We start from the raw sequence: 23,369 nt of genomic DNA, 5'->3' as shown, positions 1-23,369 counted from the left end.
GACCTTCGGGTCGCCTTTTTCATTTCAGGGCTGACTGGCTTTTTGGCCCACCGTGCCGAACTCGATCGGCGCCTTTATGTAGAACAGGGAAATGTCTTCAGCTTCCAGGCGCAGGAACAGGCGAACCGACTCCTCCTCGGTAATCGCCAGGCGAATTTCCATGGGCTGATCAGCCAATTCGAACAGATGCGAGGAGTGCAACCGACCGGTATGCCCAAAGCCTTCGATGCCGGTGGTCAGCGTCGCACCGCGCAACCCCAGCTCCTTGGCCAGATCGACCACCCACTCGCCCAGCATCTTGCCGTGGTGACGACGATTCTGTTGGGTAAAGAAAATCACCAGAAAACCATTCACGATTGATCTCCCGCCAGCACACACCCCCTTTATTGAGAATAGGCCGGCCTGGGAAAGGTCAGCGATATTTGTGTTGAAACGACTAGCGCTTTCGCGAGCAAGCTTCGCTCCTACAGGTGACTGCGGTCTTCGGTGAAAACCTGCCTCAGATCAACCAAACGATAATTCCTCTTATTCAATCCCCCCTGCCCTGTTAGACTTTGCGCCCTCGTTTTGCTCGTCTTTCAGGAAGTCTGATGCCGTCGTTGTTTCTTCGCTTGTGCACCTTGTTCATGGCCCTGGGCCTGAGTGCCTGCGATGACGCCCCGCGTTTTACCAAGGCCGAGCCCGGTGAAGCCCGGTCCGGTGGGAGTGCAACGGTGCGCAAGACCGATCAGAATTCATTTTCCCTGCCCTCCGCCAATCTGCCGCCGTCACGGCGCGTGGATTTCAGCGTCGGCAACAGTTTTTTCCGCAGCCCCTGGGTGATCGCTCCGTCGACCACCACCGCCCGGGATGGCCTCGGGCCGTTGTTCAACACCAATGCCTGCCAGGGTTGCCACATCAAGGACGGTCGCGGCCATCCGCCGACACCTGATTCGCCGAATGCAGTGTCGATGCTGGTGCGCCTGTCGATTCCCAATGCACCGGCCTACGCCAAGGTCATCGAGCAACTGGGCGTGGTCCCGGAGCCCGTCTACGGCGGCCAGCTCCAGGACATGTCCGTGCCCGGCGTCGCACCGGAAGGCAAGGTACGTGTCGATTACACGCCCGTACCCGTGCGCTTCAAGGACGGCACCGAAATCGAGTTGCGCAAACCGAGCCTGAACATCACGCAACTGGGCTACGGCCCGATGCACCCCGACACCCGATTCTCGGCACGCGTGGCACCGCCAATGATTGGCTTGGGTTTGCTCGAAGCGATTCCCGAAGAAGCCATCCTGGCCAACGCCGCCGCTCAGGCAAAAGACAACAACGGCATCGCCGGGCGCCCGAACCAGGTGTGGGATGACGCCCTACACAAAACCGTCCTCGGCCGATTTGGCTGGAAGGCCGGGCAACCGAACCTCAATCAACAAAATGTTCACGCCTTCTCGGGTGATATGGGCCTGACCACCAGCCTGCGCCCGTTCGATGACTGCACCGACGCACAAACCGCCTGCAAGCAAGCGCCCAACGGCGGTGGCCCGGATAGCGAGCCGGAAGTCAGCGACAACATTCTGCGACTGGTGCTGTTCTACAGCCGAAACCTCGCCGTCCCGGCCCGCCGCGATGTCAGCGCGCCGCAAGTGCTGGCCGGCAAAAATCTGTTTTTCCAGGCCGGCTGCCAGTCCTGTCACACCCCGAAATACACCACTGCCGCCAATGCCGCAGAGCCTGAACTGGCCAATCAAGTGATTCGCCCCTACAGCGATCTGCTGCTGCATGACATGGGCGACGGCCTGGCCGACCACCGCACCGAATTCAAGGCCAGTGGCCGCGACTGGCGCACCCCGCCGTTGTGGGGCATTGGCCTGACGCAAGCGGTCAGTGGCCACACCCAGTTCTTGCATGACGGCCGCGCCCGCAACCTGCTCGAGGCAGTGCTCTGGCATGGCGGCGAAGCGAGCGCGGCGCAGCAACAGGTTTTGTCTTTCAATGCCGAGCAGCGCGCTGCGTTGCTGGCGTTTTTGAATTCTCTTTAAACACCTTATAAAAGAATCGGGAGCCCGACATGTTCCGTCCCAAATTGTTGTTCACCAGCCTTGCAGCGCTCGCCTTGGGCGCCTGTTCGCCGCAGGACCCGCAAGCGGTTACGTCGGCGGCCATCGCCAAGCAAGTGATCCTGCCGACCTACAGCCGCTGGGTTGAAGCCGACCGCCAACTGGCCGTCAGCGCCCTGGCCTTCTGCGAAGGCAAGGAAAACCTCGACACCGCCCGTGCCGATTTCCTGCATGCACAAAAAGCCTGGGCCGAGCTGCAACCGTTGTTGATCGGGCCGCTGGCCGAGGGCAACCGTTCGTGGCAGGTGCAATTCTGGCCGGACAAGAAAAACCTGGTCGGCCGTCAGGTCGAGCAATTGGTCACCGCCCAGCCGCAGATCGATGCCGCTGCGTTGGCTAAATCGAGCGTGGTGGTCCAGGGCCTGTCGGCCTACGAATACATCCTGTTCGACAGCAAAATCGACATGGCCGACGCCACCCAGAAAGCCAAGTACTGCCCGCTGCTGACCGCCATCGGCGAACGTCAGAAGCAACTGGCCGAAGAGATCCTGTCGCGCTGGAACACCACCGACGGCATGCTCGCGCAAATGAGCAAGTTCCCGAACCAGCGCTACGCCGACTCCCACGAAGCGATCGCCGATCTGCTGCGCGTGCAGGTCACGGCGCTGGACACCCTGAAGAAAAAACTCGGCACGCCGATGGGTCGTCAGACCAAAGGCATTCCGCAGCCATTCCAGGCCGATGCCTGGCGCAGCCAGTCGTCGCTGCAAGGGCTGGAAGCCAGCCTCGCGGCGGCGAAAACCGTCTGGGTAGGCGTCGACAACAAAGGCCTGCGCGGCCTGTTGCCGAGCGAGCAGAAACCGTTGGCCGACAAGATCGACGCTGCCTATGCCGCCTCGCTCAAACTGTTCGCCAGCAACCAGCGCTCGCTGACCGAAATGCTCAACGACGATGCCGGTCGCCAACAACTCAACGATCTCTACGACAGCCTCAACGTCGTCCATCGCCTGCACGAAGGCGAACTGGCCAAGGCGCTGGGCATTCAACTGGGCTTCAACGCCAACGACGGTGACTGATGAGGGCGAGTGCCATGCTGCGACGTCAGGCTCTGACTTTAGGTAGTTTGCTGCTGGGAGCAGTGACACTGGGCGGCTGGACGCTGTTCAAGCAAAAGGACAAGAGCCCGCTGCTGCTGTCGGCACGGGACGATACCGACGGCAAGCATTACGCCGTCGGTTATCGGCTGGACGGCACCCGGGTGTTCGCCACCCAGGTCGGCCAGCGCTGCCACGACATCATCAATCACCCGACGCTGCCGGTGGCGCTGTTTGTCGCTCGTCGTCCGGGCACCGAGAGTTATCTGGTTGACCTGCGCGACGGCACGCTGCTGCAAACCGTGACCTCGCAGCCGAACCGGCATTTCTACGGGCACGCGGTGATTCACAAGGATGGCGAGTGGCTGTACGCCACCGAGAACGACACCCGCGATCCGGGTCGCGGTTTGCTGGGTGTGTATAAGTTCGAAGGTGAGCGACTTATCCACAGCGGCGAAATCCCCACCCACGGTGTCGGCCCGCATCAGGTGTCGTGGATGCCCGACGGCGAAACCCTGGTGGTGGCCAACGGCGGGATTCGTACCGAGGCCGAAAGCCGGGTCGAGATGAACCTCAACGCCATGGAACCGAGCCTGGTACTGATGCAACGCGATGGTAGGTTGTTGAGCAAGGAAACCCTCGCCCAACAGATGAACAGCGTGCGCCACTTGGGGATTGCCAGCGACGGCACCATCGTCGCCGGCCAGCAATTCATGGGGCCGTCCCACGAGTCGTCGGAGCTGTTGGCGATCAAGCGTCCGGGCCAGCCGTTCGTGGCGTTCCCGGTGCCGGAGCATCAGTTGCAGGCCATGGGGCATTACACCGCCAGCGTCGCGGTGCACAGCGAGTTGCGGCTGGTCGCGCTGACCGCGCCCCGGGGCAACAGGTTTTTTATCTGGGACCTGGACAGCGGCGAAGTGCGCCTGGATGCGCCACTGCCGGATTGCGCCGGGGTCGGTGCGGTGGCCGATGGGTTTGTCGTGACGTCGGGTCAGGGCCGCTGCCGGTTCTACGATTGTCGCCAGACCGATCTGGTCGCGCAACCGCTGGAACTGCCGGCGGGGCTCTGGGATAACCACCTTCACCTGATGGCGATCTTTTGATGTCAAAAAAAAGGCCTCGCATCTGCGAGGCCTTTTATTTGGGCTTTAGTGTATTCAACTCTGCGGCCTCAATCCCTGGGACATCCCGAACATGAACAGCAACAAATCATGGTCAGGTTGGGATGCCACGGCTGCTTTCACAACCCGTGGCAACGGGCAATGAGCGCCTTCGCTCATTGCGCTGAGGACTTGCGTGCGGGGCTGCTCCCAGGCCGCCACCGCCAATGAAGCAACTGCCAAGGCTCCAACCAGGAACAAACCTCGTGCAATTTCGAGTTTCATCGCTATAAACCTTTGATAGAGCTGCCAAACGCCTTGTCATAAAAGTAGACCAGATTCTTCCAGTCTGTATCACTGAACGACGAGTGGCGACGCAATTGCTTCAGGTCATGGGCGGCGGCGCGCTGGGCGGTCAAGCGCTGCCGGCACTTCTCAAGATCGATCAAGGCCACTTCAACGGTCGCCGCGTCACCTTCGCCGGTCACCCGCACAAATACGTGCTTGATGTAGATGCAACTGTGCTGCCAGCGCCCCTTGTGCATGCGGGCCAGGTTCTCGGCCAGCTCCTTGAGGACACGCTCGTGCACCGCCTCGCCATGCCGCTCGCGACCGCCACCGGCGTACCAGTGTTCGATTTCCTCGAAGCCGTCCAAGGACTTGGTGACCAGCAAGGCACGCCATTTGTGCACCGGGTCACGCTGGGCGCCGCAGAACACCATTTCCGGTACCCGCACACCCAGCGAAGACAGACCGATCAACGCATCACGCTCGCGCAATACCGTTGGTCGACCGAAGGGGTGCAACCAACTGCGATAGATATGCCCGGTCTGACGCTTTACATACAGCAGCTGTCCGCTACTGCCCATGACGCGCTGCACACCACTTTCCCCACCGCGACGGACGTTGGGTTCTTCTACCCACTCACCGCGCTGATTCCAGAAATAGTCGAAGCGGTCCTGGGGAGCGACTTCCGTTTCTGCTGCACATTGAACTGCCATCCTGTTACCTCTTGCGTAATACGTAAACCCGCCACATGGCATAGAGCGGTAAAAAGTCCAGTTGTTCCTGAATGCGGAAACCCGCTTGTTCGAATTCCTTTTCTACCGTGGCGGCCGGTAGCACAAACCGGTTTTGGTAACCTTCCTGCCCGCGCGCTTTCTCGGCGCGCTTGCGTTTCCAGGCCTTGAAGTTGCCGTCTACCCACAGCGAAATGATCACGCTGTCACGGGTGACACGCTCGAACTCGCGCAAAATGGCCAGTCGATGCTCGGCTTCCCCGATGTGATGGAGCAAACGCATGCAGAAAATGCTGTCTACGGCGTTATCGGGCAAGGCAATGTCGAAGGCTGAAGTGTGCAAGGGTTGTACCCGCTTTACCACTTCGGCTGGTTGCGACTGGGTCGCAATTTTCAACATTGATTCGGAGTTGTCAGCCCCGATGATCACGCGGTTGTGTTTTTCTGCCAGCAACGGCCAGAAACGCCCGGCACCGGACGGTAAATCGAGGACCAGCCCAGGTTCACCGGCCAGGGTCAGCGCCTTGCGGGCCAATTGCTCGTCACGCCAGTGGGACAATCGGCGACCGAGGCCTTCCTTATGCTTGCGCAAGTATTTCTGCGCATGCTGATCGTCGTACTTTTCGGAAAAATCCAGTTTGATCGGGCCGGCCATTATCAAAGTCTCCTGAGCTGCTGATGACAACCACATTAGGTAGCGTCGTGTCAGCTTCAGGTCATGACTTTGTGAAAACTTCGTTGTGTAAAAGGGCGAAGTATTTCAGGGTTTTACAGGGTGTAAAACGGTAGCGCGGGGCCAGCATTGTTGGGCCTGTTATGCTCAGGGCTGACTCAACTCGACCTCAAAGCGACAACCATTAGGCTCCATGGTGGTCAGGCTAACGGTCCAACCCTGATTTTCACAAATCCGCTGCACCAGCGACAGACCCAGGCCCAGGCCTTCGCCGCGTTTTTCGCTGCCCCGCACGAAGGGCTCAAACATTGCCTCGCGCTTCTCTTCCGGAATCCCGACGCCACTGTCCTCGACCCGAAACCCGCGGGCCGTGAGGGTTAGACGAATGAACCCGCGCTCGGTGTAGTGCAGCGCATTGCGCAACAGGTTACCCATCACCGCATGCAACAGGGTGGCGTTGTAGCCGGTACCAGGCGGATTGCCCGGTTCGAAATTCAGTATCAGGCCCTTGGACTCGATCGGTTCTCGCCAAAGACCCAGCAGCCCTTCGGCGACCTGACTGACGGTTTGCTGTGGCGACATGCTGGCGTCTTCACGCTGGGCGCGAGCGAGCATCAGGAAGGTCTGCACCAGTTCGCGCATTTCCTCACAGGCCCGGGCGATTCGCTCGACCTGGGCGCGCCCGCGCTGGTCGATGCCGGGGTTCTCCAGTAGCAGTTCACAGGAACTGGCCAGTACCATCAGTGGCGTGCGCAATTCATGGCTCACGTCACTGGTGAACAAGCGTTCACGGGTCAAGGCCTGGCGCAGGCGACCCAACGTGGCGTCGAAGGCCACCGCCAGTTCACCCACTTCATCGGCGGCGTAGTCCGGCGCCAGTGGTGGCGCCAAACCCAGCAACTGATCGCGGTGGCGCACCTGACGGGCCAGCCGCACCACAGGCGCCATGACTTTGCGCGCCAGGATCCAGCCGAGAAATACCGCCAGCGCCAGGCTCAGCACGAAGCCCACCAGCACCACGGCAAACAGCACTCGCTCACGTTCTTCGAAATCACTCTGGTCCTGCAACAGCACGTAACGCCGACCGTCGACGATCTCGACCATCGCGTGATACGACAGGTGTTCGCGAAAGACTTCGTGAAAACCGGAGTCCAGGTGACGCAGATCTTTGGGTAACTCGAAGTCGCCTTTGCCACCACTGAAATAGAACAGTTGGTCAGGCTCCGGGCGGTGACTCCAGTCCGAGACACTGTCCATCAGCAATAGGCGCTGCAAATCGCCACCCAGCCCTGCCGAAATCAGCTTCTCTTCCACCAGGTGCACGGTCGCCACGATGCCCATGGCGAAGGCCCCGGCCACCAATGCACTCATCAGCGCAAAGGCAATGATGATCCGTTGAGCAAGGCTCTGCTTAAACTCCATCTCGGCCCTCGGCCAAGCGATACCCCACACCGTGCACGGTTTGCAGCAGTGGCTTGGCAAAAGGCTTGTCGATCACCTGGCGCAGTTGGTGAACGTGGCTGCGCAGGCTGTCGCTGTCTGGGCAATCATCGCCCCACAGGGCTTCTTCGAGGATTTCGCGACGCAATACGTGAGGGCTTTTCTGCATCAGCACCGCGAGCAATTTGAGGCCGACCGGGTTGAGCTTCAGCAGGCGGCCTTCACGGGTCACTTCCAGGGTATCGAGGTCGTAGCTCAGGTCGCCGACCTGCAGCGAACGGCGACCACCGCCCTGGGTACGACGCATGACCGCTTCGATGCGCGCGGCCAGTTCGGACAAAGCGAACGGCTTGATAAGGTAGTCGTCGGCACCGGACTTGAAGCCTTGCAGGCGGTCATCCAGTTGATCCCGGGCGGTGAGCATGATCACCGGCGTGTCGCGGCGGGCGTCTTCTCGCAGACGCTTGCACAAGGTGTAGCCGTCAATGCCGGGCAGCATGATGTCGAGCACGATCAAGTCGTAATGCTCGGTGGCCGCCAGGTGCAGCCCCGACAAGCCGTCCTGCGCGCAATCCACGGTGTAGCCCTTGAGCCCCAGGTAATCAGCCAGATTGGCCAGGATATCGCGGTTGTCTTCAACCAATAGAATTCGCATGGGGCATTCCTCCGTACACAGTAACAGCCGTCATGGCCCGCGCAGCTTAAGGCCTGAAGTGACTCAGGGCTAGGGCCGGGTATCAGTGGGATCGATTGGCTCAACTAGCGGGCGGGCTTTACAAGTTTTTCACTATCGATTCACACCCTCAATACAGTACGTCGGTTAGACTCCCGCGGCTGATATTAAAGGAATAAAAACAATGGATTTTTTCAAGACGGCGCCAATGCGCTTTCTGTTGCTCGTCACCGGCGCATGGCTGGTTATTTTCTTTCTGACCCGCACGGTTCTGTTGCTCACTCACCTGGATGAGGCCGGTAGCGGTTTTCTCTCGGTTTTCGGTATCGGGTTTCTTTACGACCTCGGTTTCATTGCCTATGCGGCCTTGCCAATGGGCCTCTACCTGCTGCTCTGCCCGCCCGCCTTGTGGCGCCGCCGTGGCCATCGCTGGTTTCTGCAAGGGCTGCTGACTGTCAGTCTGTTTGCCATGCTGTTCACCTCCGTCGCCGAATGGTTGTTCTGGGACGAGTTTGGTGTGCGCTTCAATTTCATCGCCGTCGATTACCTGGTGTATTCCGACGAAGTCTTGAACAACCTGCTGGAGTCGTACCCGATTGGTACGCTGCTGAGCATGCTCGCCGTGCTGGCCCTGGTCCTGAGTTTCGTGTTGCGCAAGGCTTTCAATGCCGCACTGGACGCGCCGCTGCCGCCGCTGCGCCGGCGCCTGTTCAATGCCTTGGCCCTGTTGATCGTGGCAGGCCTGAGTATGCAACTGCTCAGCCAGGACGCCCCGCGTGCCCAGGGTGGCAATGCCTATCAGAACGAACTGGCGAGCAATGGCCCGTATCAGTTCTTCGCCGCGTTCCGGAACAACGAACTGGATTACCCACAGTTCTATAAAAGCCTGCCACCCGACGTCGTGGCCAAGCAGATTCGCGCCGAACTGAGCGAGCCGAACGCACAGTTCGTCGGCCAGGACCCGCAAGACATCCGCCGCAACATCGACAACCCGGGCACCCCGCGCAAGCCCAACATCGTGTTGGTGACCATCGAGAGCTTCAGCGCCAAGTACATGGGCAGCAATGGCGACGAGCGCAACCTGACACCAAACCTGGATGCCTTGCGTAAACAGAGCCTGTACTTCAACAACTTCTACGCCACCGGCACCCGTACCGACCGCGGCCTGGAAGCCATCACCCTGGCTATCCCGCCGACGCCGGGCCGCTCGATCGTCAAACGCGTGGGCCGTGAAAGCGGTTTCGCCAGCCTTGGCCAACAGCTCAATGCAGTGGGTTACGACAGCGTGTTCGTCTATGGCGGGCGCGGCTACTTTGACAATATGAACGCGTTCTTCAGCGGCAATGGTTATCGAGTTGTCGATCAAAGCAGCGTCGATGAATCAGAGATTCACTTCAAGAACGCCTGGGGCATGGCTGACGAAGACCTGTACAACCAGACCCTGAAACTGGCCGACGCCGACTATGCCAAACAGCAGCCGTTTCTGCTGCAACTGATGACCACCTCCAACCATCGTCCTTACACCTATCCGGAAAACCGGATCGACATCAAGTCCGGCAACGGTCGCGACGGTGCGGTGAAGTACACCGACTACGCCATCGGCCAGTTCCTTGAGCAGGCGCGTAAAAAGCCGTGGTTCGACAATACGATTTTCGTGTTCGTCGCCGACCACACCGCAGGCAGCGCCGGCAAGGAAGACTTGCCGATCAGCAACTATCAGATTCCGTTGTTCATCTACGCACCGAAGCTGATCGACGCCCGGGAAACCGCGCAGTTGGCCAGCCAGATCGATCTGGCGCCGACCCTGCTGGGCTTGCTGAACATGGACTACCAATCGACGTTCTTCGGCCGCAACCTGTTGCAGGACAACCCGCTGCCACCGCGGGTAGTGGTCGGTAACTATCAGCACCTGGGGTTGTTCGACGGCAAGGATCTGGCGATCCTGAGTCCGCGCCAAGGGCTGCGCCGTCACGACGACGCGCTGACCGAGAGCCGCGAATCGAAGGCCGAAGCCAGCGACCCGTTGATCACTCGCGCCATCACCTATTACCAAACCGCCAGTTATGGCTTCAAGCAACAGCTACTTGGCTGGAAAGCGCCCAAGGAGGGCGACCACCAAGTCAGCGAACGTTAATCGAATAGCCCCGGGCTGATGCCCCGGGGCTTTTTCTCATGTTCAGGATCCACCATGTCATCAACCGCTGCTCGCCCCGTCTCCCGGCCACTCAACTTCTGGGTGTGCCTTGGGGTTCCCGTCATTGCCGCAATCATTCTGGTGCTACTCGAACTGACATCGCTGGACATGAACCTGGCCAACCTCTTTTATGACCCGGTGGCCGGTGACTTCATTGGCCGGCACAGTTACTTCCTCGAAAACATCCTGCACAACAAGGCCAAGGACGTGGTCATTGCGTTCTCGGTGTTTGCCGTGATCGCGTTTATCTGCTCGTTTTTTGTTGAAAAACTCAAACCGTTCAAACGGGAATTGGGCTGCCTGGTGTTGTCTCTCGCGCTGGCCACTTCCTTTGTCACGCCGGTCAAAGTGGTGACGTCGGTGCAATGCCCCTGGAGCCTGGAACAGTTCGGCGGTCATGAAACCTACAGCGAGCTGCTCAGCCCGCGCCCGCACACCGATAAACCCGGCCGTTGCTGGCCAGGCGGTCACGCGGCCACCGGTTTCACGCTGTTTGCACTGTTCTTCGTGTTGCGCGACCGGCGTCCGCGCCTGGCCCGCATCGCGTTTGTCTTCGCTTTTGCCCTCGGCTCGGTGTTTTCCATCGGCCGGATGATGCAGGGCGCGCACTTCTTCTCCCACAACGTGTGGACGGCGGTGTTCTGTTGGCTGATTTGCCTGGGGTCGTATTACTACGTGTTGTATCGACCGGCGGGCAAGGTTGATCGGGCTGACAAGGCAAAACCTGCCCGCGCCTGAAACACAGATCCAAATGTGAGAGCGGGCTTGCTCGCGAAGAGGGAGTGTCAGTCAACATCAATGTTGCCCGACACACCGCTTTCGCGAGCAAGCCCGCTCCCACAGGGTCCAGTGCAGTTTCAAGATCAGCGTAAATTGAGGGCAATAAAAAACCCCGCCTGCTTTCGCAGGCGGGGTTTTTTTATAGGGGTAAGGCTGGCTTACATCATGCCGCCCATGCCACCCATACCGCCCATGTCTGGCATACCGCCGCCAGCCGAGCCTTCATCTTTGATCTCAGCGATCATGGCTTCGGTGGTGATCATCAGGCTGGCGATGGAAGCCGCTGCCTGAAGAGCCGAACGAGTCACTTTAGCCGGGTCAAGGATGCCCATTTCGATCATGTCGCCGTATTCGCCGGTAGCAGCGTTGTAACCGTAGTTACCCGAACCCTGCTTGACCTTGTCGACTACTACGCTTGGCTCGTCGCCGGAGTTGGCAACGATCTGACGCAGTGGCGCTTCAACAGCGCGACGCAGCAACTGGATACCAACGTCTTGATCGGCGTTGTCGCCTTTCAGTTCGGAGATAGCCTGCAGAGCGCGAACCAGTGCCACGCCACCGCCAGGTACCACGCCTTCTTCAACGGCTGCACGAGTAGCGTGCAGGGCGTCTTCAACGCGGGCTTTCTTCTCTTTCATTTCAACTTCGGAACCAGCGCCAACCTTGATCACTGCAACGCCGCCGGACAGCTTGGCCAAACGCTCTTGCAGTTTTTCACGGTCGTAGTCGGACGAAGTGTCAGCCACTTGCTGACGGATTTGCAGAACGCGAGCCTGGATATCAGCTTCAACGCCGGCGCCGTCGATCACGGTGGTGTTTTCTTTGGACAGGATCACGCGCTTGGCATTACCCAGGTGTTCCAGGGTAGTGCTTTCCAGGCTCAGACCGATCTCTTCGGAGATAACGGTACCGCCGGTCAGGACAGCGATGTCCTGCAGCATGGCCTTGCGACGGTCGCCGAAGCCTGGAGCCTTGACGGCTGCGACTTTAACGATGCCACGCATGTTGTTCACAACCAGAGTCGCCAAGGCTTCGCCTTCAACGTCTTCAGCCACGATCAGCAGTGGACGGCCGGCTTTTGCAACGGCTTCCAGTACTGGCAACATTTCGCGGATGTTGGAGATTTTTTTGTCGACCAGCAGGATCAGCGGACCGTCGAGCTCGGCGGTCATGGTCTCTGGCTTGTTGACGAAGTACGGGGACAGGTAGCCACGGTCGAACTGCATGCCTTCAACAACTGACAGTTCGTTTTCCAGGCCCGAGCCTTCTTCAACGGTGATCACGCCTTCTTTACCGACTTTTTCCATGGCTTCGGCAATGATGTCGCCGATGGAGTTGTCGGAGTTGGCCGAGATGGTGCCGACCTGAGCGATTGCCTTGGTGTCAGCGCAAGGCTTGGACAGGGCTTTCAGCTCTTTGACAATAGCGATGGTCGCTTTGTCGATGCCGCGTTTCAGGTCCATCGGGTTCATGCCGGCAGCGACGGCTTTCAGGCCTTCGTTGACGATCGATTGAGCCAGAACGGTAGCGGTGGTGGTGCCGTCGCCTGCGTCATCGTTGGCACGGGAAGCAACGTCTTTAACCAGCTGCGCGCCCATGTTTTCGAAACGGTCTTTCAGTTCGATTTCTTTGGCTACGGAAACGCCGTCCTTGGTGATGGTCGGAGCGCCGAAGCTCTTCTCGATGATCACGTTACGGCCTTTAGGGCCCAGGGTCGCTTTTACTGCGTCAGCCAGGACGTTTACACCGGCGAGCATTTTCTTGCGGGCGGAGTCGCCGAATTTAACTTCTTTAGCAGCCATGATCGATATTCCTTAAATACTTTGTAGTAGCGGGAAAATGAACGGGAAATCAGCCTTCGATAACAGCGAGAATCTCGTTCTCAGCCATTACCAGCAGGTCTTCGCCGTCAACTTTCACAGTGTTGCTGCCGGAGTACGGGCCGAACACAACCTTGTCACCCACTTTTACGGCCAGTGCACGCACTTCACCGTTTTCCAGCACACGGCCGGTACCGACAGCGAGGATCTCGCCGCTGTTGGCTTTTTCAGCAGCCGAACCTGGCAGGACGATACCGCCAGCGGTTTTCTTTTCTTCTTCGCTGCGACGGATAACGACGCGGTCATGCAGAGGACGAAGCTTCATTGTCGATCTCTCCTAATTGTGGTTTTCATCGGCCGGTGTATTCCCGGCGGGTTTAACAAATCCGGCGATGCCGGGTGCGGTTCGTCGAGCGAACCGCGGAAGTCTGTCTGGCTTGATCGCCAGAAACCTTGCGGTGACCGTTACATAAGGGCGCATAAGCTTATTACAAGGGCGAGCCAGCAAATTTTTTCATGTTGTTGCCCGCAAATGAACACGGCACCCGAAGGTGCCGTGTGGCTCAAACGCTTTACTTGGGATCGCGGTGTTCGAACTCGCCTTCGATCACGTTGGGCTCGCGGCCCAACGGCTGACGCGGAGCAGGACCGCCCCGCGGTTGCAGGTCATCGGCGAATGCACGCTGACGGATCGCCTGTTCTTCGGCGCGCTGACGCATCTTGTTCGCCACCAAACGGCGAGACAGCGGCAGCAACATGATCAGGCCCAGTACGTCAGTGACGAAACCCGGCAGGATCAACAAGCCGCCAGCCAGGGCCAGCATCAAGCCTTCAAGCATGGTCTGGGCCGGCAGTTCGCCGCGGTTCAGGCTTTCACGGGCACGCAGTGCAGTAGCCAGACCGGCGATACGCAGCACGAACACGCCGAGCATCGAGCCGAGAATGACCAGCAGCAGAGCCGGGAAAAACCCGATCGCACCGCTGACCTTGACGAATACGAACAGCTCCAACACCGGAAACAGTACAAAGAGCAATAAAAAAGGGCGCATCAAATGGTTCCTCAACGCAAGAATGCCTTGCCAGTGTTCCCTAGATGACGTCGCCGATTCGTGAATTCAAGCGTCGGCCACTTCATTTTTTGGCCAATGCTCGGCGTGAGCCAGGAAAACCAAGGCTTCGCGCACTTGTGTCGGCGTATTACAAGGCGCTTGAAACGGTAGCCAGTAGAGCCCCTGACCGATGCGCAGGTGCATGCCTTCGGTGTCGATGCCGGCCAGTTGCGCCGGGGTTGTCGTCGGCAAACCGGCGAGTTCGACATAGTGTGCGATGGCTTTGGTGTGGTCGGCATTCATGTGCTCGACCATGCTCACTTCAGCCTTGCCGGCGAACGGGTTGGCCAAGGTCAACTGATCGACCCAATGAATCGCGCCGAAACCGCCGATGTAGCGGTGACGCACCGGTTTAAGCACCCAGAAATCGAAATCGTGGGCCTTGTGGTAACTCTGCGAATCCGGGAAATAGCGGTAGTACCGCTCGGCTGCCGCTTCGATGGCCGCCTCGTCCTCGAGTTTTTCTGCTTCGGCAAGGTACGTCAGGCGACCAACGGCTTGAGCATCTTCAGCCCCACGCTCGCCGACGAACAGTGAGCATTTCGGATCTTTTTGCAAATTATGAGTGTGTTGGGCAATGCGGCTGATCAGGATCAGCGGCCGGCCCTGCTCGTCCAGGCAGTACGGGACCACCGAGCCAAACGGGAAACCGGGCATGGCCTTGGAGTGTGTCGAAAGCACTCCGCGGTATTCCTTGAGAAGCAATTCTCGGGCATTCTTCGCCGCTTCAACGCTCAATTTATGACTCCTTATATAGAATCCGTCGAAAAAACGGACAGGCGCCTGGGGATAAGTTCCAGTACGCCATCGGGGCAGTTCTCATGTGCAACCAGGCCACATCAGGTGCAGATCGAGAGGCCCTCTAGAAGGAACCACTCTCTGACCTGCAATTGGGGCATGCGAATGCAACTCACTGACAAAGTAATCATTATCACTGGCGGTTGCCAGGGTTTAGGCCGTTCGATGGCCGAGTATTTAGCCGGCAAGGGCGCGAAGCTGGCGCTGGTCGATCTGAACCAGGAAAAGCTCGACGACACCGTTGCCGCTTGTAAAGCCAAGGGCGTCGAGGCCCGCGCCTACCTGTGCAACGTCGCCAATGAAGAGCAAGTGACGCACATGGTCGCTCAGGTGGCCGAAGACTTCGGTGCGATCCATGGCCTGATCAACAACGCCGGGATCTTGCGCGATGGCCTGTTGCTGAAGGTCAAGGACGGCGAAATGACCAAGATGAGCCTGGCCCAATGGCAGGCCGTGATCGACGTCAACCTGACCGGCGTGTTCCTGTGCACCCGTGAAGTCGCGGCCAAAATGGTCGAGCTGAAAAACAGCGGCGCGATCATCAATATCTCGTCGATTTCCCGTGCTGGCAACGTTGGCCAGACCAACTACTCCGCTGCCAAGGCTGGCGTGGCCGCAGCCACAGTGACCTGGGCCAAGGAACTGGCGCGCTACGGCATTCGCGTGGCGGGCATTGCGCCGGGCTTCATTGAAACCGAGATGACGTTGGGCATGAAGCCTGAGGCTCTGGAGAAGATGACTGCCGGGATTCCGCTCAAACGCATGGGCAAGCCTGAAGAAATCGCCCATTCGGCGGCGTACATTTTCGAGAACGACTACTACACCGGTCGGATTCTGGAGATGGATGGCGGGTTGCGGATTTAAGTCCAGACACAAAACAAATGTGGGAGCGAGCTTGCTCGCGATGAGGCCATAACATTCACCATTGATGATGACTGTTACACCGCTATCGCGAGCAAGCTCGCTCCCACATTGGATTGCGTTTCTTCAGCGAATCAATCGTCGCTGACGGTGATGTTCGGCATCGCCGGTGTTGCCGCTTCCTGCAACACAATCCGCGCACCGACATGGCGGGCCAGTTCCTGGTACACCATCGCAATCGGACTGTCCGGCTCGGCGATCACCGTTGGCTTGCCGCCGTCGGCCTGTTCGCGGATGGTCATCGCCAGTGGCAACGAGGCCAGCACTTCGACGCCGTACTGGTTGGCCAGTTTCACACCGCCGCCCTCACCGAACAGATGCTCGGCATGCCCGCAGTTGGAGCAGATGTGCACGGCCATGTTCTCCACTACGCCCAGCACCGGAATGTTGACCTTGCGGAACATCTCCACGCCTTTGCGCGCGTCCAGCAGCGCCAGGTCTTGAGGGGTGGTGACAATCACAGCACCGGCCACCGGGACTTTTTGCGCCAGGGTCAGTTGGATGTCGCCGGTGCCTGGCGGCATGTCGATGACCAGATAATCCAGATCGCCCCACGCGGTTTGTGTCACCAGTTGCAGCAAGGCGCCAGAAACCATCGGACCGCGCCAGACCATCGGCGTGTTGTCGTCGGTCAGGAACGCCATGGACATCACTTCAACGCCATGGGACTCGATCGGAATGAACCACTTCTGATCCTTGACCTTTGGTCGGGTGCCTTCGGGGATACCGAACATGATGCCCTGGCTCGGGCCGTAGATGTCTGCGTCGAGAATCCCGACCTTGGCGCCTTCACGGGCCAGCGCCAAAGCCAGGTTGGCGGCGGTGGTGGATTTGCCCACTCCACCCTTGCCGGACGCCACCGCGACCACGTTCTTGACGTTGGCCAGGCCCGGGATCTGTGCCTGGGCCTTGTGCGCGGCGATCACGCTGGTGATCTCGACGCGAGCGGTCGTCACCCCGTCCAGCCCTTCAATAGCCATTTGCAGCAACTGCGCCCAGCCACTTTTGAACAGACCGGCGGCGTAACCGAGCTCGAGCTGGACGCTGACGCGATCGCCCTGGATGTCGATGTTGCGCACGCACCCGGCGCTGACCGGGTCCTGGTTCAGGTAAGGGTCGGTGTATTGGCGAAGGACGGCTTCCACCGCTGCGCGATTGACGGCGCTCATGAGCAACTCCGATAGCAAGACTGGAAAATCAGGCGGGTATCCTACGCCGGACATACATTTGTGGCGAACAGATTACTGTGGCTGGAAAGCTTTCTTGTGGTGAGGGGGCTTGCCCCCGTTGGGCTGCGAAGCAGCCCCAGGAACCAGCGCACGCAATCTGACAGATACACCGCATTCACCGGTTTTACGACTGCTGCGCAGCCGAACGGGGGCAAGCCCCCTCGCCACAAAAGCATCCTCGCTGCGGCAGAGCCTCTCGCCACAGGGGTGAAAAATATACGCCAGCGCTTTATAGTGGCCGACCTCCGTTTCATCAAGTAGCCGAGCCCCATGTCCGAGCCACGCAAGATCCTCGTCACCAGCGCCCTGCCCTATGCCAATGGTTCGATCCATCTTGGCCACATGCTGGAATATATCCAGACCGACATGTGGGTGCGCTTCCAGAAGCACCGCGGCAATCAATGCATTTATGTCTGCGCCGACGACGCTCACGGCTCGGCCATCATGCTGCGCGCGGAAAAGGAAGGCATCACCCCGGAACAACTGATCGCCAACGTCCAGGCTGAACACAGCGCCGACTTTGCCGAGTTCCTGGTGGACTTCGACAACTTCCACTCCACTCACTCCGAAGAAAACCGTGAGCTGTCGAGCCAGATCTACCTGAAGCTGCGTGACGCCGGGCACATTGCCCAGCGCTCGATCACGCAGTACTTCGACCCGGAAAAGAAAATGTTCCTGGCCGACCGCTTCATCAAGGGCACCTGCCCGAAATGCGGCACTGAAGACCAGTACGGCGACAACTGCGAAAAATGCGGTGCAACCTATGCACCGACCGACCTGAAGGATCCGAAGTCGGCGATTTCCGGCGCCACCCCGGTGCTCAAGGATTCCCAGCACTTCTTCTTCAAACTGCCGGACTTCCAGGAAATGCTCCAAGCCTGGACCCGCAGCGGCACCCTGCAAGATGCCGTCGCCAACAAAATCGCCGAATGGCTGGATGCCGGTCTGCAACAGTGGGACATCTCCCGCGACGCGCCGTACTTCGGTTTCGAGATTCCGGGCGAGCCGGGCAAGTACTTCTACGTGTGGCTGGACGCGCCGATCGGCTACATGGCCAGCTTCAAGAACCTTTGCGCCCGTCGTCCGGACCTGGACTTCGACGCGTTCTGGGCCAAGGATTCCACGGCCGAGCTGTACCACTTCATCGGCAAGGACATCGTCAACTTCCACGCATTGTTCTGGCCAGCGATGCTCGAAGGCGCCGGTTTCCGTAAACCGACCGGTATCAATGTGCATGGCTACCTGACTGTAAACGGTCAGAAAATGTCCAAATCCCGCGGCACCTTCGTCAAGGCCCGGACCTACCTGGACCATCTGTCGCCGGAATACCTGCGCTACTACTACGCGGCCAAGCTGGGCCGTGGCGTCGACGACCTGGACCTGAACCTCGAAGACTTCGTGCAGAAGGTCAACTCCGACCTGGTGGGCAAAGTCGTCAACATCGCCAGCCGTTGCGCAGGGTTCATCCAGAAAGGCAACGCCGGAGTGCTGGTGGCGGGTAACGCCGCGCCGGAACTGACCGACGCGTTCCTGGCTGCTGCGCCAAGCATCGCCGACGCCTACGAAGCCCGCGACTTCGCCCGCGCCATGCGCGAGATCATGGGCCTGGCCGACCGCGCCAACGCCTGGATCGCCGACAAGGCACCGTGGTCGCTGAACAAACAGGAAGGCAAGCACGACGAAGTCCAGGCCATCTGCGCTTTGGGCATTAACCTGTTCCGCCAACTGGTGATCTTCCTCAAACCGGTTCTGCCGCTGCTGGCTGCCGACGCCGAGGCGTTCCTGAACGTCGCGCCGTTAACCTGGAACGATCACGCCACCCTGCTCAGCAATCATCAGCTGAACGAGTTCAAACCGTTGATGACTCGCATCGACCCGGTAAAAGTGCAAGCCATGACCGACGCCTCGAAAGAAGACCTGACCGCCAGCGCAACCGATACCGGCGAAACTGCACCGGCCGGCAACGGTGAACTGGTCAAGGAACCTCTGTCGCCGGAAATCGAGTTCGATGCGTTTGCCGCGGTGGACCTGCGCGTTGCACTGATCCTCAAGGCCGAAGCCGTGGAAGGCGCCGACAAACTGTTGCGCCTGACCCTGGACATCGGTGATGAACAACGCAACGTACTTTCCGGGATCAAGAGCGCTTACCCGGACCCGTCCAAGCTCGAAGGTCGCCTGACCATGATGATCGCCAACCTCAAGCCGCGAAAAATGAAGTTCGGGATATCCGAAGGCATGGTGATGGCGGCCGGCCCTGGCGGTGAAGAAATCTACCTGTTGAGCCCGGACAGCGGCGCCAAGCCGGGTCAGCGCATCAAGTAAGGCTCGACTTGCCAGACCGATCCCACAGTCGTGCCCGGCATGACTGTGGGATTTTCATGTCTGGCCCATAATATCTCTCAGGCTTGGCTTCACCTTGTAGGAGCTGCCGAAGGCTGCGATCTTTTGACTTTGTTTTCAAGATCAAAAGATCGCAGCCTGCGGCAGCTCCTACGGAGTTATCAGCAGTCTGCAACACCGCGTGGATACGGACGATCATGACCGAACTGCTTCTTACGCTTATCAGCGCTGCCCTGATCAACAACCTCGTGTTGCACTGGTCGCTGGGCGTCGATCCGCTGTTGAGCAGTGAGCGCGACAAGGTCCACGCACTGGGTATTTCGACGACCTGCCTGATGCTGATCGTCGGCGTATTGAGCTACTCGGCTTACCATTGGCTGCTGGTGCCGCTGCAACTGACGGCCCTGCGCCTTTTCGTGTTCCTGCCGCTGAGCGTTTTGCTGATCGCGCCGTTACTGAAGTTGCTATCCAGAATATTCCCAAAGCTTACGTTCGATGGCCTCTGGCCCCTGCTGCTGGGAAACGCTGGCGTGCTCGGGCTGACCTTGCTCAACGCCCAAGACGACAAGGGATTGCTTCACGCCAGCGTCCTGAGCCTCGGCGCCGGACTGGGTTTCTGGCTGGTGCTGAGCCTGTTCAGCGACTTGTGCCAGCGCACACGCGATAACGATGTTCCCCTGCCCTTTCGTGGCTTGCCGATCCAGTTGATCGGCGCCGGACTGATCGCAGTGGCCTTTCTCGGATTCAGTGGACTGATCAAAACATGAGTCTGATTCAACGCATCGACGCCCTTTTGCCCCAGACCCAATGCGGCAAGTGCGGTCACCCCGGATGCAAGCCCTACGCCGAAGGCATTGCCAGCGGCGAGTCGATCAACAAGTGCCCGCCGGGCGGCAGCGAAACCATCGCCGCCCTGGCCGAACTGCTGAAAGTGCCGGTGCTGGAACTGGACATCAGCCGCGGCTCGGCACCGGCGCAGATTGCCTACATCCGCGAGGCCGAATGCATCGGCTGCACCAAGTGCATACAGGCCTGCCCGGTGGATGCGATTGTCGGCGCGGCGAAGTTGATGCACACCGTTATCGTCGATGAATGCACCGGTTGTGACCTGTGCGTGGCGCCGTGCCCGGTGGATTGCATCGAAATGCGTCCACTGCCGCTGGCCACGGTGCTGCCGATTGTCGGTGGCCTGGCGTTCAGTCTTGAAGAGCAACAGGCCCGAGCCACCAAGCGCAATCGTGCGCGGCGTCGCTTCGAACAGCGCAACGCCCGACTGCAACGTGAGGAGCTACAGAAAATCGCCGAGCGACAGGCCCGGGCCCAACGCGTCGCACAACCCAGCGAAGTAACGCTCGATCCGGTGCAAGCCGCGCTTGAGCGAGTCCGCGCGCAGAAAGCGGCAACGGCTGATGCGGCGTTGAAAAAAGCCAAGATCGACGTGGCGATGAGTCGGGCGCAATTGAACAAATCGCTAAAGGCGTTCGGGCATCCGCCGACCTTCGAGCAGCAGTCGCAACTGATCGTCCTGCAACAGCAATTCGAAGCTGCCGAACAGGCTCTGACACAACTGGAAAGCGCCGCACCGCCGGCCCCGGCACCTGTTGCGCCAGCGAAGGACGCGGAGCTGAAACGGGCGAAAATCCAGCTGGCCATGCGCCGCGCCGAACTGAAAAAAGCACAAACCAGCGATGCCTCGGCTGAACAAATCGAGCTACTTGAGCAAGCCCTCAAGGACGCCGAACACAACCTGCACACGGCCGAAGCAGCGAGTGATCAACCTTTGCCTGACCTGATGCGCGTCGAAAAGCGCCCCATCGACAGCCAGCTTCGACAGCTGAAAACCGAATTGGCCTACGCCCGTGCCGACGTCAGCAAACTGGAACGACGCACCGACACTCCCGCCGAGCAGATGGACAAGGCTCGTGCCCGACTTCAGGAAGCCGAACGCCTGGTGGAGGCTTATGTCGCCCCTTGAATCGGTGGACGAACGCCTTCAGCAGGCCATGAAGCTGGTGTTGCTGGCCACCGTGCCGGGGCTGCTGATGTTGTTTTGGCTGTATGGCTGGGGCGTTCTGATCAACCTGATTCTGACGGTGGTGACTGCGCTGGCAGTAGAGGCTGCGGTGCTGAAGTTGCGCCAGCGTGCCCTCACGCCAACGTTGAGCGACGGCAGCGCCCTGGTCACGGCGACGCTGCTGGCGCTGGCCTTGCCGCCTTATTGTACGTGGTGGCTGACTATCAGTGCCGCGGCGGCGGCATTGCTGTTTGGTAAACACTTGTATGGCGGCGTCGGCAAGAACCCGTTCAATCCGGCCATGCTCGGTTTTGCGCTGGTGCTGGTGACCTTCCCCCAACCAATGACGCACTGGCCGTCGTCCCATGGCATGGACCTGCTCGGCGGTCTTTCCCAGGTCTTCGGTTTCAGCTTCAGCCAGACGCCGGATGCCTGGGTCCAGGCCACGGCGCTGGACAGCTTGCGCATCAATAAAAGCCTGACCATGGATGAGCTGTTCGCCGGCAACGCCGCATTCGGTCACTTCGGCGGCTACGGCGTGGAATGGGTGAACCTGGCATTTCTGGCCGGCGGCGCCTTTCTGCTGCAACGGCGAGTGTTCAGTTGGCATGCGCCGGTGGGCATGCTCGCCAGCCTGTTCGTTATCAGTCTGTTGTGCTGGAACGGTTCGGGCTCCGACTCCCATGGCTCGCCGCTGTTTCATCTACTGACTGGCGCGAGCATGCTGGGCGCATTCTTTATCGTGACGGAACCGGTGTCCGGCGCCAGAAGCCCCAGTGCCCGACTGCTGTTCGGCGTGGGGGTGGGCCTGCTGACCTACTTGATCCGAACCTGGGGCGGCTACCCGGACGGCGTGGCATTTGCCGTGCTGTTGATGAACCTCTGTGTGCCGGCGCTGGAGCGATTTGTCGCCGCCCGGCAAGAGCGAACGGCATCATGAACCGAGCGATCAGCGTTGTGACATTGGTGTTGTTGGCCGGACTGGGGATCGGGGCGACGTATCTTGTGCAGCACACCAGCGCAGCGCGGATTGCCACTGAACAGCGCCTGATCGACAGCCGCACGTTGCTGGACATGCTGCCCCCAGGCAGCTACGACAACCAACCGTTGGAACAACCGCTGGCCCTCGAAAACGTCCCGCTGACCAACAGCACACTGCTCGGGGGTTATTGGGTGACCCTCGCTGGCCAACCCAGCGCCGTGTTGCTACGTAGCCAGACTTTGGGTTACACCAGCACCATCGAGTTGCTGATCGCCATCGACGCCAACGGCAAGCTACTGGGGGTCAAGACCCTCAAACAAGCAGAAACACCGGGCTTGGGAGGCCGGCTCGCCGACTGGCCAAATGCCTGGCTGCACATCTTTACCGGCAAGTCGCGTACCGACCCTGCCGACAATGGCTGGGCGCTGAAGAAGGATCAGGGGCAATTCGATCAAATGGCCGGAGCGACCACGACCTCAAGGGCGGTGATCAACACTGTCCATGATGCGTTGCGCTATTTCGATGAACATCGGCAACAACTGGTGGGAAGCAACGCCCATGAATAAGGTATCGGTACAGAACTCGCTGATGCTGGCGCCGCTGATCGGTGCCACCGGTTCCCTGATGTCCGCCTTAGGCCTGTGCGTGACGTTCGTGGTGGTGATTGCTGCTTATGACCTGGGGATGGGGCCGTTGCGCGCCCGACTCGATCCGTCGGCACGCTTGAGCGCCGGCGTCCTGCTCGCGGCGACGCTGACAAGTTGTGTTGAACTCGCCGGACAATCCTGGTCGCTGCAATGGCAGCAACACCTGGGGATGTATGCCGGGTTGATCGCGCTGCAATGCGTGGTACTGGAAAACAATGGCTTCTTCCAGAGCTCGCGGCACGACCGTGTGCGTCTGTGCGCCCTATTCAGTGCGTTGATGGTGAGCTTGGGCCTGTTGCGCGAGCTCATCGGCAACGGCACCCTCGGTGCTCATCTGTCCTGGCTGACCGGCGCAACAGACTGGCCCGGCTTGGTGCTGACCGCTGATGGAGGCTTGCGCCTGGCTACGCTGGCCCCCGGCGGATTCATACTGCTGGGACTGTTGATTGCCGCCAGGCAAGCCTGGTCTCGCCCGAGCCCCTCAAACTGACCACTTTCGA

At 59.7% G+C, this 23,369-nt stretch carries 23 protein-coding genes; 12 read left to right on the top strand and 11 right to left on the bottom strand.

Going from position 1 to position 23,369, the window contains the following annotated elements; genetic code table 11:
- Positions 1 to 24 precede the first annotated feature (24 nt).
- Positions 25 to 354 carry a DUF190 domain-containing protein gene (locus AC1MEW_RS09985; protein WP_201256710.1) on the bottom strand — a complete coding sequence of 110 codons (330 nt, stop codon included), beginning with the start codon at positions 352 to 354 and terminating at the stop codon, positions 25 to 27.
- A gap of 236 nt (positions 355 to 590) precedes the next feature.
- Here AC1MEW_RS09985 and AC1MEW_RS09980 point away from each other — a divergent pair, with 236 nt between their 5' ends.
- The 3 genes from AC1MEW_RS09980 to AC1MEW_RS09970 are packed head-to-tail and all read left to right on the top strand — an operon-like array spanning position 591 to position 4,233.
- Positions 591 to 2,018 (top strand): di-heme oxidoreductase family protein, encoded by a 1,428-nt coding sequence (locus AC1MEW_RS09980; RefSeq protein WP_201206283.1) that lies wholly within the window; start codon positions 591 to 593, stop codon positions 2,016 to 2,018.
- A gap of 29 nt (positions 2,019 to 2,047) precedes the next feature.
- Positions 2,048 to 3,112, top strand: a complete 1,065-nt coding sequence (locus AC1MEW_RS09975; protein WP_201206285.1) for an imelysin family protein — start codon at positions 2,048 to 2,050, stop codon at positions 3,110 to 3,112.
- A gap of 14 nt (positions 3,113 to 3,126) precedes the next feature.
- Positions 3,127 to 4,233, top strand: a complete 1,107-nt coding sequence (locus AC1MEW_RS09970) for a DUF1513 domain-containing protein (RefSeq protein ID WP_201206287.1) — start codon at positions 3,127 to 3,129, stop codon at positions 4,231 to 4,233.
- Positions 4,234 to 4,287: 54 nt separating this feature from the next.
- Here AC1MEW_RS09970 and AC1MEW_RS09965 read toward each other — a convergent pair whose 3' ends face one another.
- The 5 genes from AC1MEW_RS09965 to colR form a co-directional block, all read right to left on the bottom strand.
- On the bottom strand, positions 4,288 to 4,515 hold the full coding sequence (locus AC1MEW_RS09965) for a hypothetical protein (protein ID WP_201206288.1): 228 nt from the start codon (positions 4,513 to 4,515) through the stop codon (positions 4,288 to 4,290).
- Between the two features lie 2 nt (positions 4,516 to 4,517).
- Entirely contained in the window at positions 4,518 to 5,231 is a 714-nt protein-coding gene (locus tag AC1MEW_RS09960; protein ID WP_201206290.1) for a lipopolysaccharide kinase InaA family protein, read from the bottom strand.
- Positions 5,232 to 5,235: 4 nt separating this feature from the next.
- Complete coding sequence (locus AC1MEW_RS09955; protein WP_201206292.1) at positions 5,236 to 5,904, bottom strand: class I SAM-dependent methyltransferase; 669 nt, start codon at positions 5,902 to 5,904, stop codon at positions 5,236 to 5,238.
- A 165-nt stretch (positions 5,905 to 6,069) separates the two neighbouring features.
- Positions 6,070 to 7,344, bottom strand: a complete 1,275-nt coding sequence (locus tag AC1MEW_RS09950; RefSeq protein ID WP_201206295.1) for a sensor histidine kinase — start codon at positions 7,342 to 7,344, stop codon at positions 6,070 to 6,072.
- A complete protein-coding gene (gene colR / locus AC1MEW_RS09945; protein ID WP_090180812.1) occupies positions 7,334 to 8,017 on the bottom strand; it encodes a two-component system response regulator ColR in 684 nt (227 codons plus the stop codon). Before colR ends, AC1MEW_RS09950 begins: the two co-directional genes overlap by 11 nt.
- Before the next feature lie 202 nt (positions 8,018 to 8,219).
- On the opposite strand from colR, the gene AC1MEW_RS09940 reads away from it, so the two are divergent.
- Entirely contained in the window at positions 8,220 to 10,169 is a 1,950-nt protein-coding gene (locus AC1MEW_RS09940; RefSeq protein ID WP_201206296.1) for an LTA synthase family protein, read from the top strand.
- A gap of 54 nt (positions 10,170 to 10,223) precedes the next feature.
- Positions 10,224 to 10,967 (top strand): phosphatase PAP2 family protein, encoded by a 744-nt coding sequence (locus AC1MEW_RS09935; protein ID WP_201256709.1) that lies wholly within the window; start codon positions 10,224 to 10,226, stop codon positions 10,965 to 10,967.
- 200 nt (positions 10,968 to 11,167) lie between these two features.
- Here the strand turns inward: AC1MEW_RS09935 and groL are convergent, their stop codons facing one another.
- From groL to AC1MEW_RS09915, 4 genes are all read right to left on the bottom strand, one after another.
- The gene (groL, locus tag AC1MEW_RS09930; RefSeq protein WP_201194211.1) at positions 11,168 to 12,811 is read right to left on the bottom strand and encodes a chaperonin GroEL; all 1,644 of its coding nucleotides are present in this window, start codon (positions 12,809 to 12,811) and stop codon (positions 11,168 to 11,170) included.
- 49 nt (positions 12,812 to 12,860) lie between these two features.
- Entirely contained in the window at positions 12,861 to 13,154 is a 294-nt protein-coding gene (locus AC1MEW_RS09925; protein WP_054045166.1) for a co-chaperone GroES, read from the bottom strand.
- A 247-nt stretch (positions 13,155 to 13,401) separates the two neighbouring features.
- Positions 13,402 to 13,878 (bottom strand): FxsA family protein, encoded by a 477-nt coding sequence (locus AC1MEW_RS09920; protein ID WP_201206300.1) that lies wholly within the window; start codon positions 13,876 to 13,878, stop codon positions 13,402 to 13,404.
- Positions 13,879 to 13,944: 66 nt separating this feature from the next.
- The gene (locus tag AC1MEW_RS09915) at positions 13,945 to 14,676 is read right to left on the bottom strand and encodes a HugZ family pyridoxamine 5'-phosphate oxidase (protein ID WP_201206302.1); all 732 of its coding nucleotides are present in this window, start codon (positions 14,674 to 14,676) and stop codon (positions 13,945 to 13,947) included.
- A 165-nt stretch (positions 14,677 to 14,841) separates the two neighbouring features.
- Here AC1MEW_RS09915 and AC1MEW_RS09910 point away from each other — a divergent pair, with 165 nt between their 5' ends.
- Entirely contained in the window at positions 14,842 to 15,600 is a 759-nt protein-coding gene (locus AC1MEW_RS09910) for an SDR family oxidoreductase (RefSeq protein WP_201206304.1), read from the top strand.
- Positions 15,601 to 15,731: 131 nt separating this feature from the next.
- Here the strand turns inward: AC1MEW_RS09910 and apbC are convergent, their stop codons facing one another.
- Positions 15,732 to 16,826, bottom strand: coding sequence for an iron-sulfur cluster carrier protein ApbC (gene apbC, locus AC1MEW_RS09905; RefSeq protein ID WP_201206306.1), 1,095 nt, complete (start codon positions 16,824 to 16,826; stop codon positions 15,732 to 15,734).
- 330 nt (positions 16,827 to 17,156) lie between these two features.
- On the opposite strand from apbC, the gene metG reads away from it, so the two are divergent.
- From metG to AC1MEW_RS09875, 6 genes are all read left to right on the top strand, one after another.
- Positions 17,157 to 19,208, top strand: a complete 2,052-nt coding sequence (gene metG / locus AC1MEW_RS09900; protein ID WP_201256708.1) for a methionine--tRNA ligase — start codon at positions 17,157 to 17,159, stop codon at positions 19,206 to 19,208.
- 215 nt (positions 19,209 to 19,423) lie between these two features.
- Positions 19,424 to 19,993 carry an electron transport complex protein RnfA gene (locus AC1MEW_RS09895; RefSeq protein WP_201206310.1) on the top strand — a complete coding sequence of 190 codons (570 nt, stop codon included), beginning with the start codon at positions 19,424 to 19,426 and terminating at the stop codon, positions 19,991 to 19,993.
- Complete coding sequence (gene rsxB / locus AC1MEW_RS09890; protein WP_201206312.1) at positions 19,990 to 21,201, top strand: electron transport complex subunit RsxB; 1,212 nt, start codon at positions 19,990 to 19,992, stop codon at positions 21,199 to 21,201. Before AC1MEW_RS09895 ends, rsxB begins: the two co-directional genes overlap by 4 nt.
- Positions 21,188 to 22,180 (top strand): RnfABCDGE type electron transport complex subunit D, encoded by a 993-nt coding sequence (locus AC1MEW_RS09885; protein ID WP_322269506.1) that lies wholly within the window; start codon positions 21,188 to 21,190, stop codon positions 22,178 to 22,180. Before rsxB ends, AC1MEW_RS09885 begins: the two co-directional genes overlap by 14 nt.
- Complete coding sequence (locus AC1MEW_RS09880) at positions 22,177 to 22,788, top strand: RnfABCDGE type electron transport complex subunit G (protein WP_201256706.1); 612 nt, start codon at positions 22,177 to 22,179, stop codon at positions 22,786 to 22,788. Before AC1MEW_RS09885 ends, AC1MEW_RS09880 begins: the two co-directional genes overlap by 4 nt.
- Positions 22,781 to 23,359: an Rnf-Nqr domain containing protein gene (locus AC1MEW_RS09875; protein ID WP_201256705.1), complete on the top strand. Its 579-nt coding sequence runs from the start codon at positions 22,781 to 22,783 to the stop codon at positions 23,357 to 23,359. Before AC1MEW_RS09880 ends, AC1MEW_RS09875 begins: the two co-directional genes overlap by 8 nt.
- Positions 23,360 to 23,369 lie beyond the last annotated feature (10 nt).

The organism is Pseudomonas sp. ASL4, assembly GCF_056680395.1.
The sequence above is the reverse complement of the archived record's forward strand: the minus strand, read 5'-3'. Positions and strand labels throughout refer to the sequence as shown.

Coding starts and splice junctions, on each gene's coding strand:
- AC1MEW_RS09980 (WP_201206283.1), top strand. CDS start 591: ATGCCGTCGTTGTTTCTTCGCTTGTGCACCTTGTTCATGGCCCTGGGC.
- AC1MEW_RS09975 (WP_201206285.1), top strand. CDS start 2,048: ATGTTCCGTCCCAAATTGTTGTTCACCAGCCTTGCAGCGCTCGCCTTG.
- AC1MEW_RS09970 (WP_201206287.1), top strand. CDS start 3,127: ATGCTGCGACGTCAGGCTCTGACTTTAGGTAGTTTGCTGCTGGGAGCA.
- AC1MEW_RS09965 (WP_201206288.1), bottom strand. CDS start 4,515: ATGAAACTCGAAATTGCACGAGGTTTGTTCCTGGTTGGAGCCTTGGCA.
- AC1MEW_RS09960 (WP_201206290.1), bottom strand. CDS start 5,231: ATGGCAGTTCAATGTGCAGCAGAAACGGAAGTCGCTCCCCAGGACCGC.
- AC1MEW_RS09955 (WP_201206292.1), bottom strand. CDS start 5,904: ATGGCCGGCCCGATCAAACTGGATTTTTCCGAAAAGTACGACGATCAG.
- AC1MEW_RS09950 (WP_201206295.1), bottom strand. CDS start 7,344: ATGGAGTTTAAGCAGAGCCTTGCTCAACGGATCATCATTGCCTTTGCG.
- colR (WP_090180812.1), bottom strand. CDS start 8,017: ATGCGAATTCTATTGGTTGAAGACAACCGCGATATCCTGGCCAATCTG.
- AC1MEW_RS09940 (WP_201206296.1), top strand. CDS start 8,220: ATGGATTTTTTCAAGACGGCGCCAATGCGCTTTCTGTTGCTCGTCACC.
- AC1MEW_RS09935 (WP_201256709.1), top strand. CDS start 10,224: ATGTCATCAACCGCTGCTCGCCCCGTCTCCCGGCCACTCAACTTCTGG.
- groL (WP_201194211.1), bottom strand. CDS start 12,811: ATGGCTGCTAAAGAAGTTAAATTCGGCGACTCCGCCCGCAAGAAAATG.
- AC1MEW_RS09925 (WP_054045166.1), bottom strand. CDS start 13,154: ATGAAGCTTCGTCCTCTGCATGACCGCGTCGTTATCCGTCGCAGCGAA.
- AC1MEW_RS09920 (WP_201206300.1), bottom strand. CDS start 13,878: ATGCGCCCTTTTTTATTGCTCTTTGTACTGTTTCCGGTGTTGGAGCTG.
- AC1MEW_RS09910 (WP_201206304.1), top strand. CDS start 14,842: ATGCAACTCACTGACAAAGTAATCATTATCACTGGCGGTTGCCAGGGT.
- apbC (WP_201206306.1), bottom strand. CDS start 16,826: ATGAGCGCCGTCAATCGCGCAGCGGTGGAAGCCGTCCTTCGCCAATAC.
- metG (WP_201256708.1), top strand. CDS start 17,157: ATGTCCGAGCCACGCAAGATCCTCGTCACCAGCGCCCTGCCCTATGCC.
- AC1MEW_RS09895 (WP_201206310.1), top strand. CDS start 19,424: ATGACCGAACTGCTTCTTACGCTTATCAGCGCTGCCCTGATCAACAAC.
- rsxB (WP_201206312.1), top strand. CDS start 19,990: ATGAGTCTGATTCAACGCATCGACGCCCTTTTGCCCCAGACCCAATGC.
- AC1MEW_RS09885 (WP_322269506.1), top strand. CDS start 21,188: ATGTCGCCCCTTGAATCGGTGGACGAACGCCTTCAGCAGGCCATGAAG.
- AC1MEW_RS09880 (WP_201256706.1), top strand. CDS start 22,177: ATGAACCGAGCGATCAGCGTTGTGACATTGGTGTTGTTGGCCGGACTG.
- AC1MEW_RS09875 (WP_201256705.1), top strand. CDS start 22,781: ATGAATAAGGTATCGGTACAGAACTCGCTGATGCTGGCGCCGCTGATC.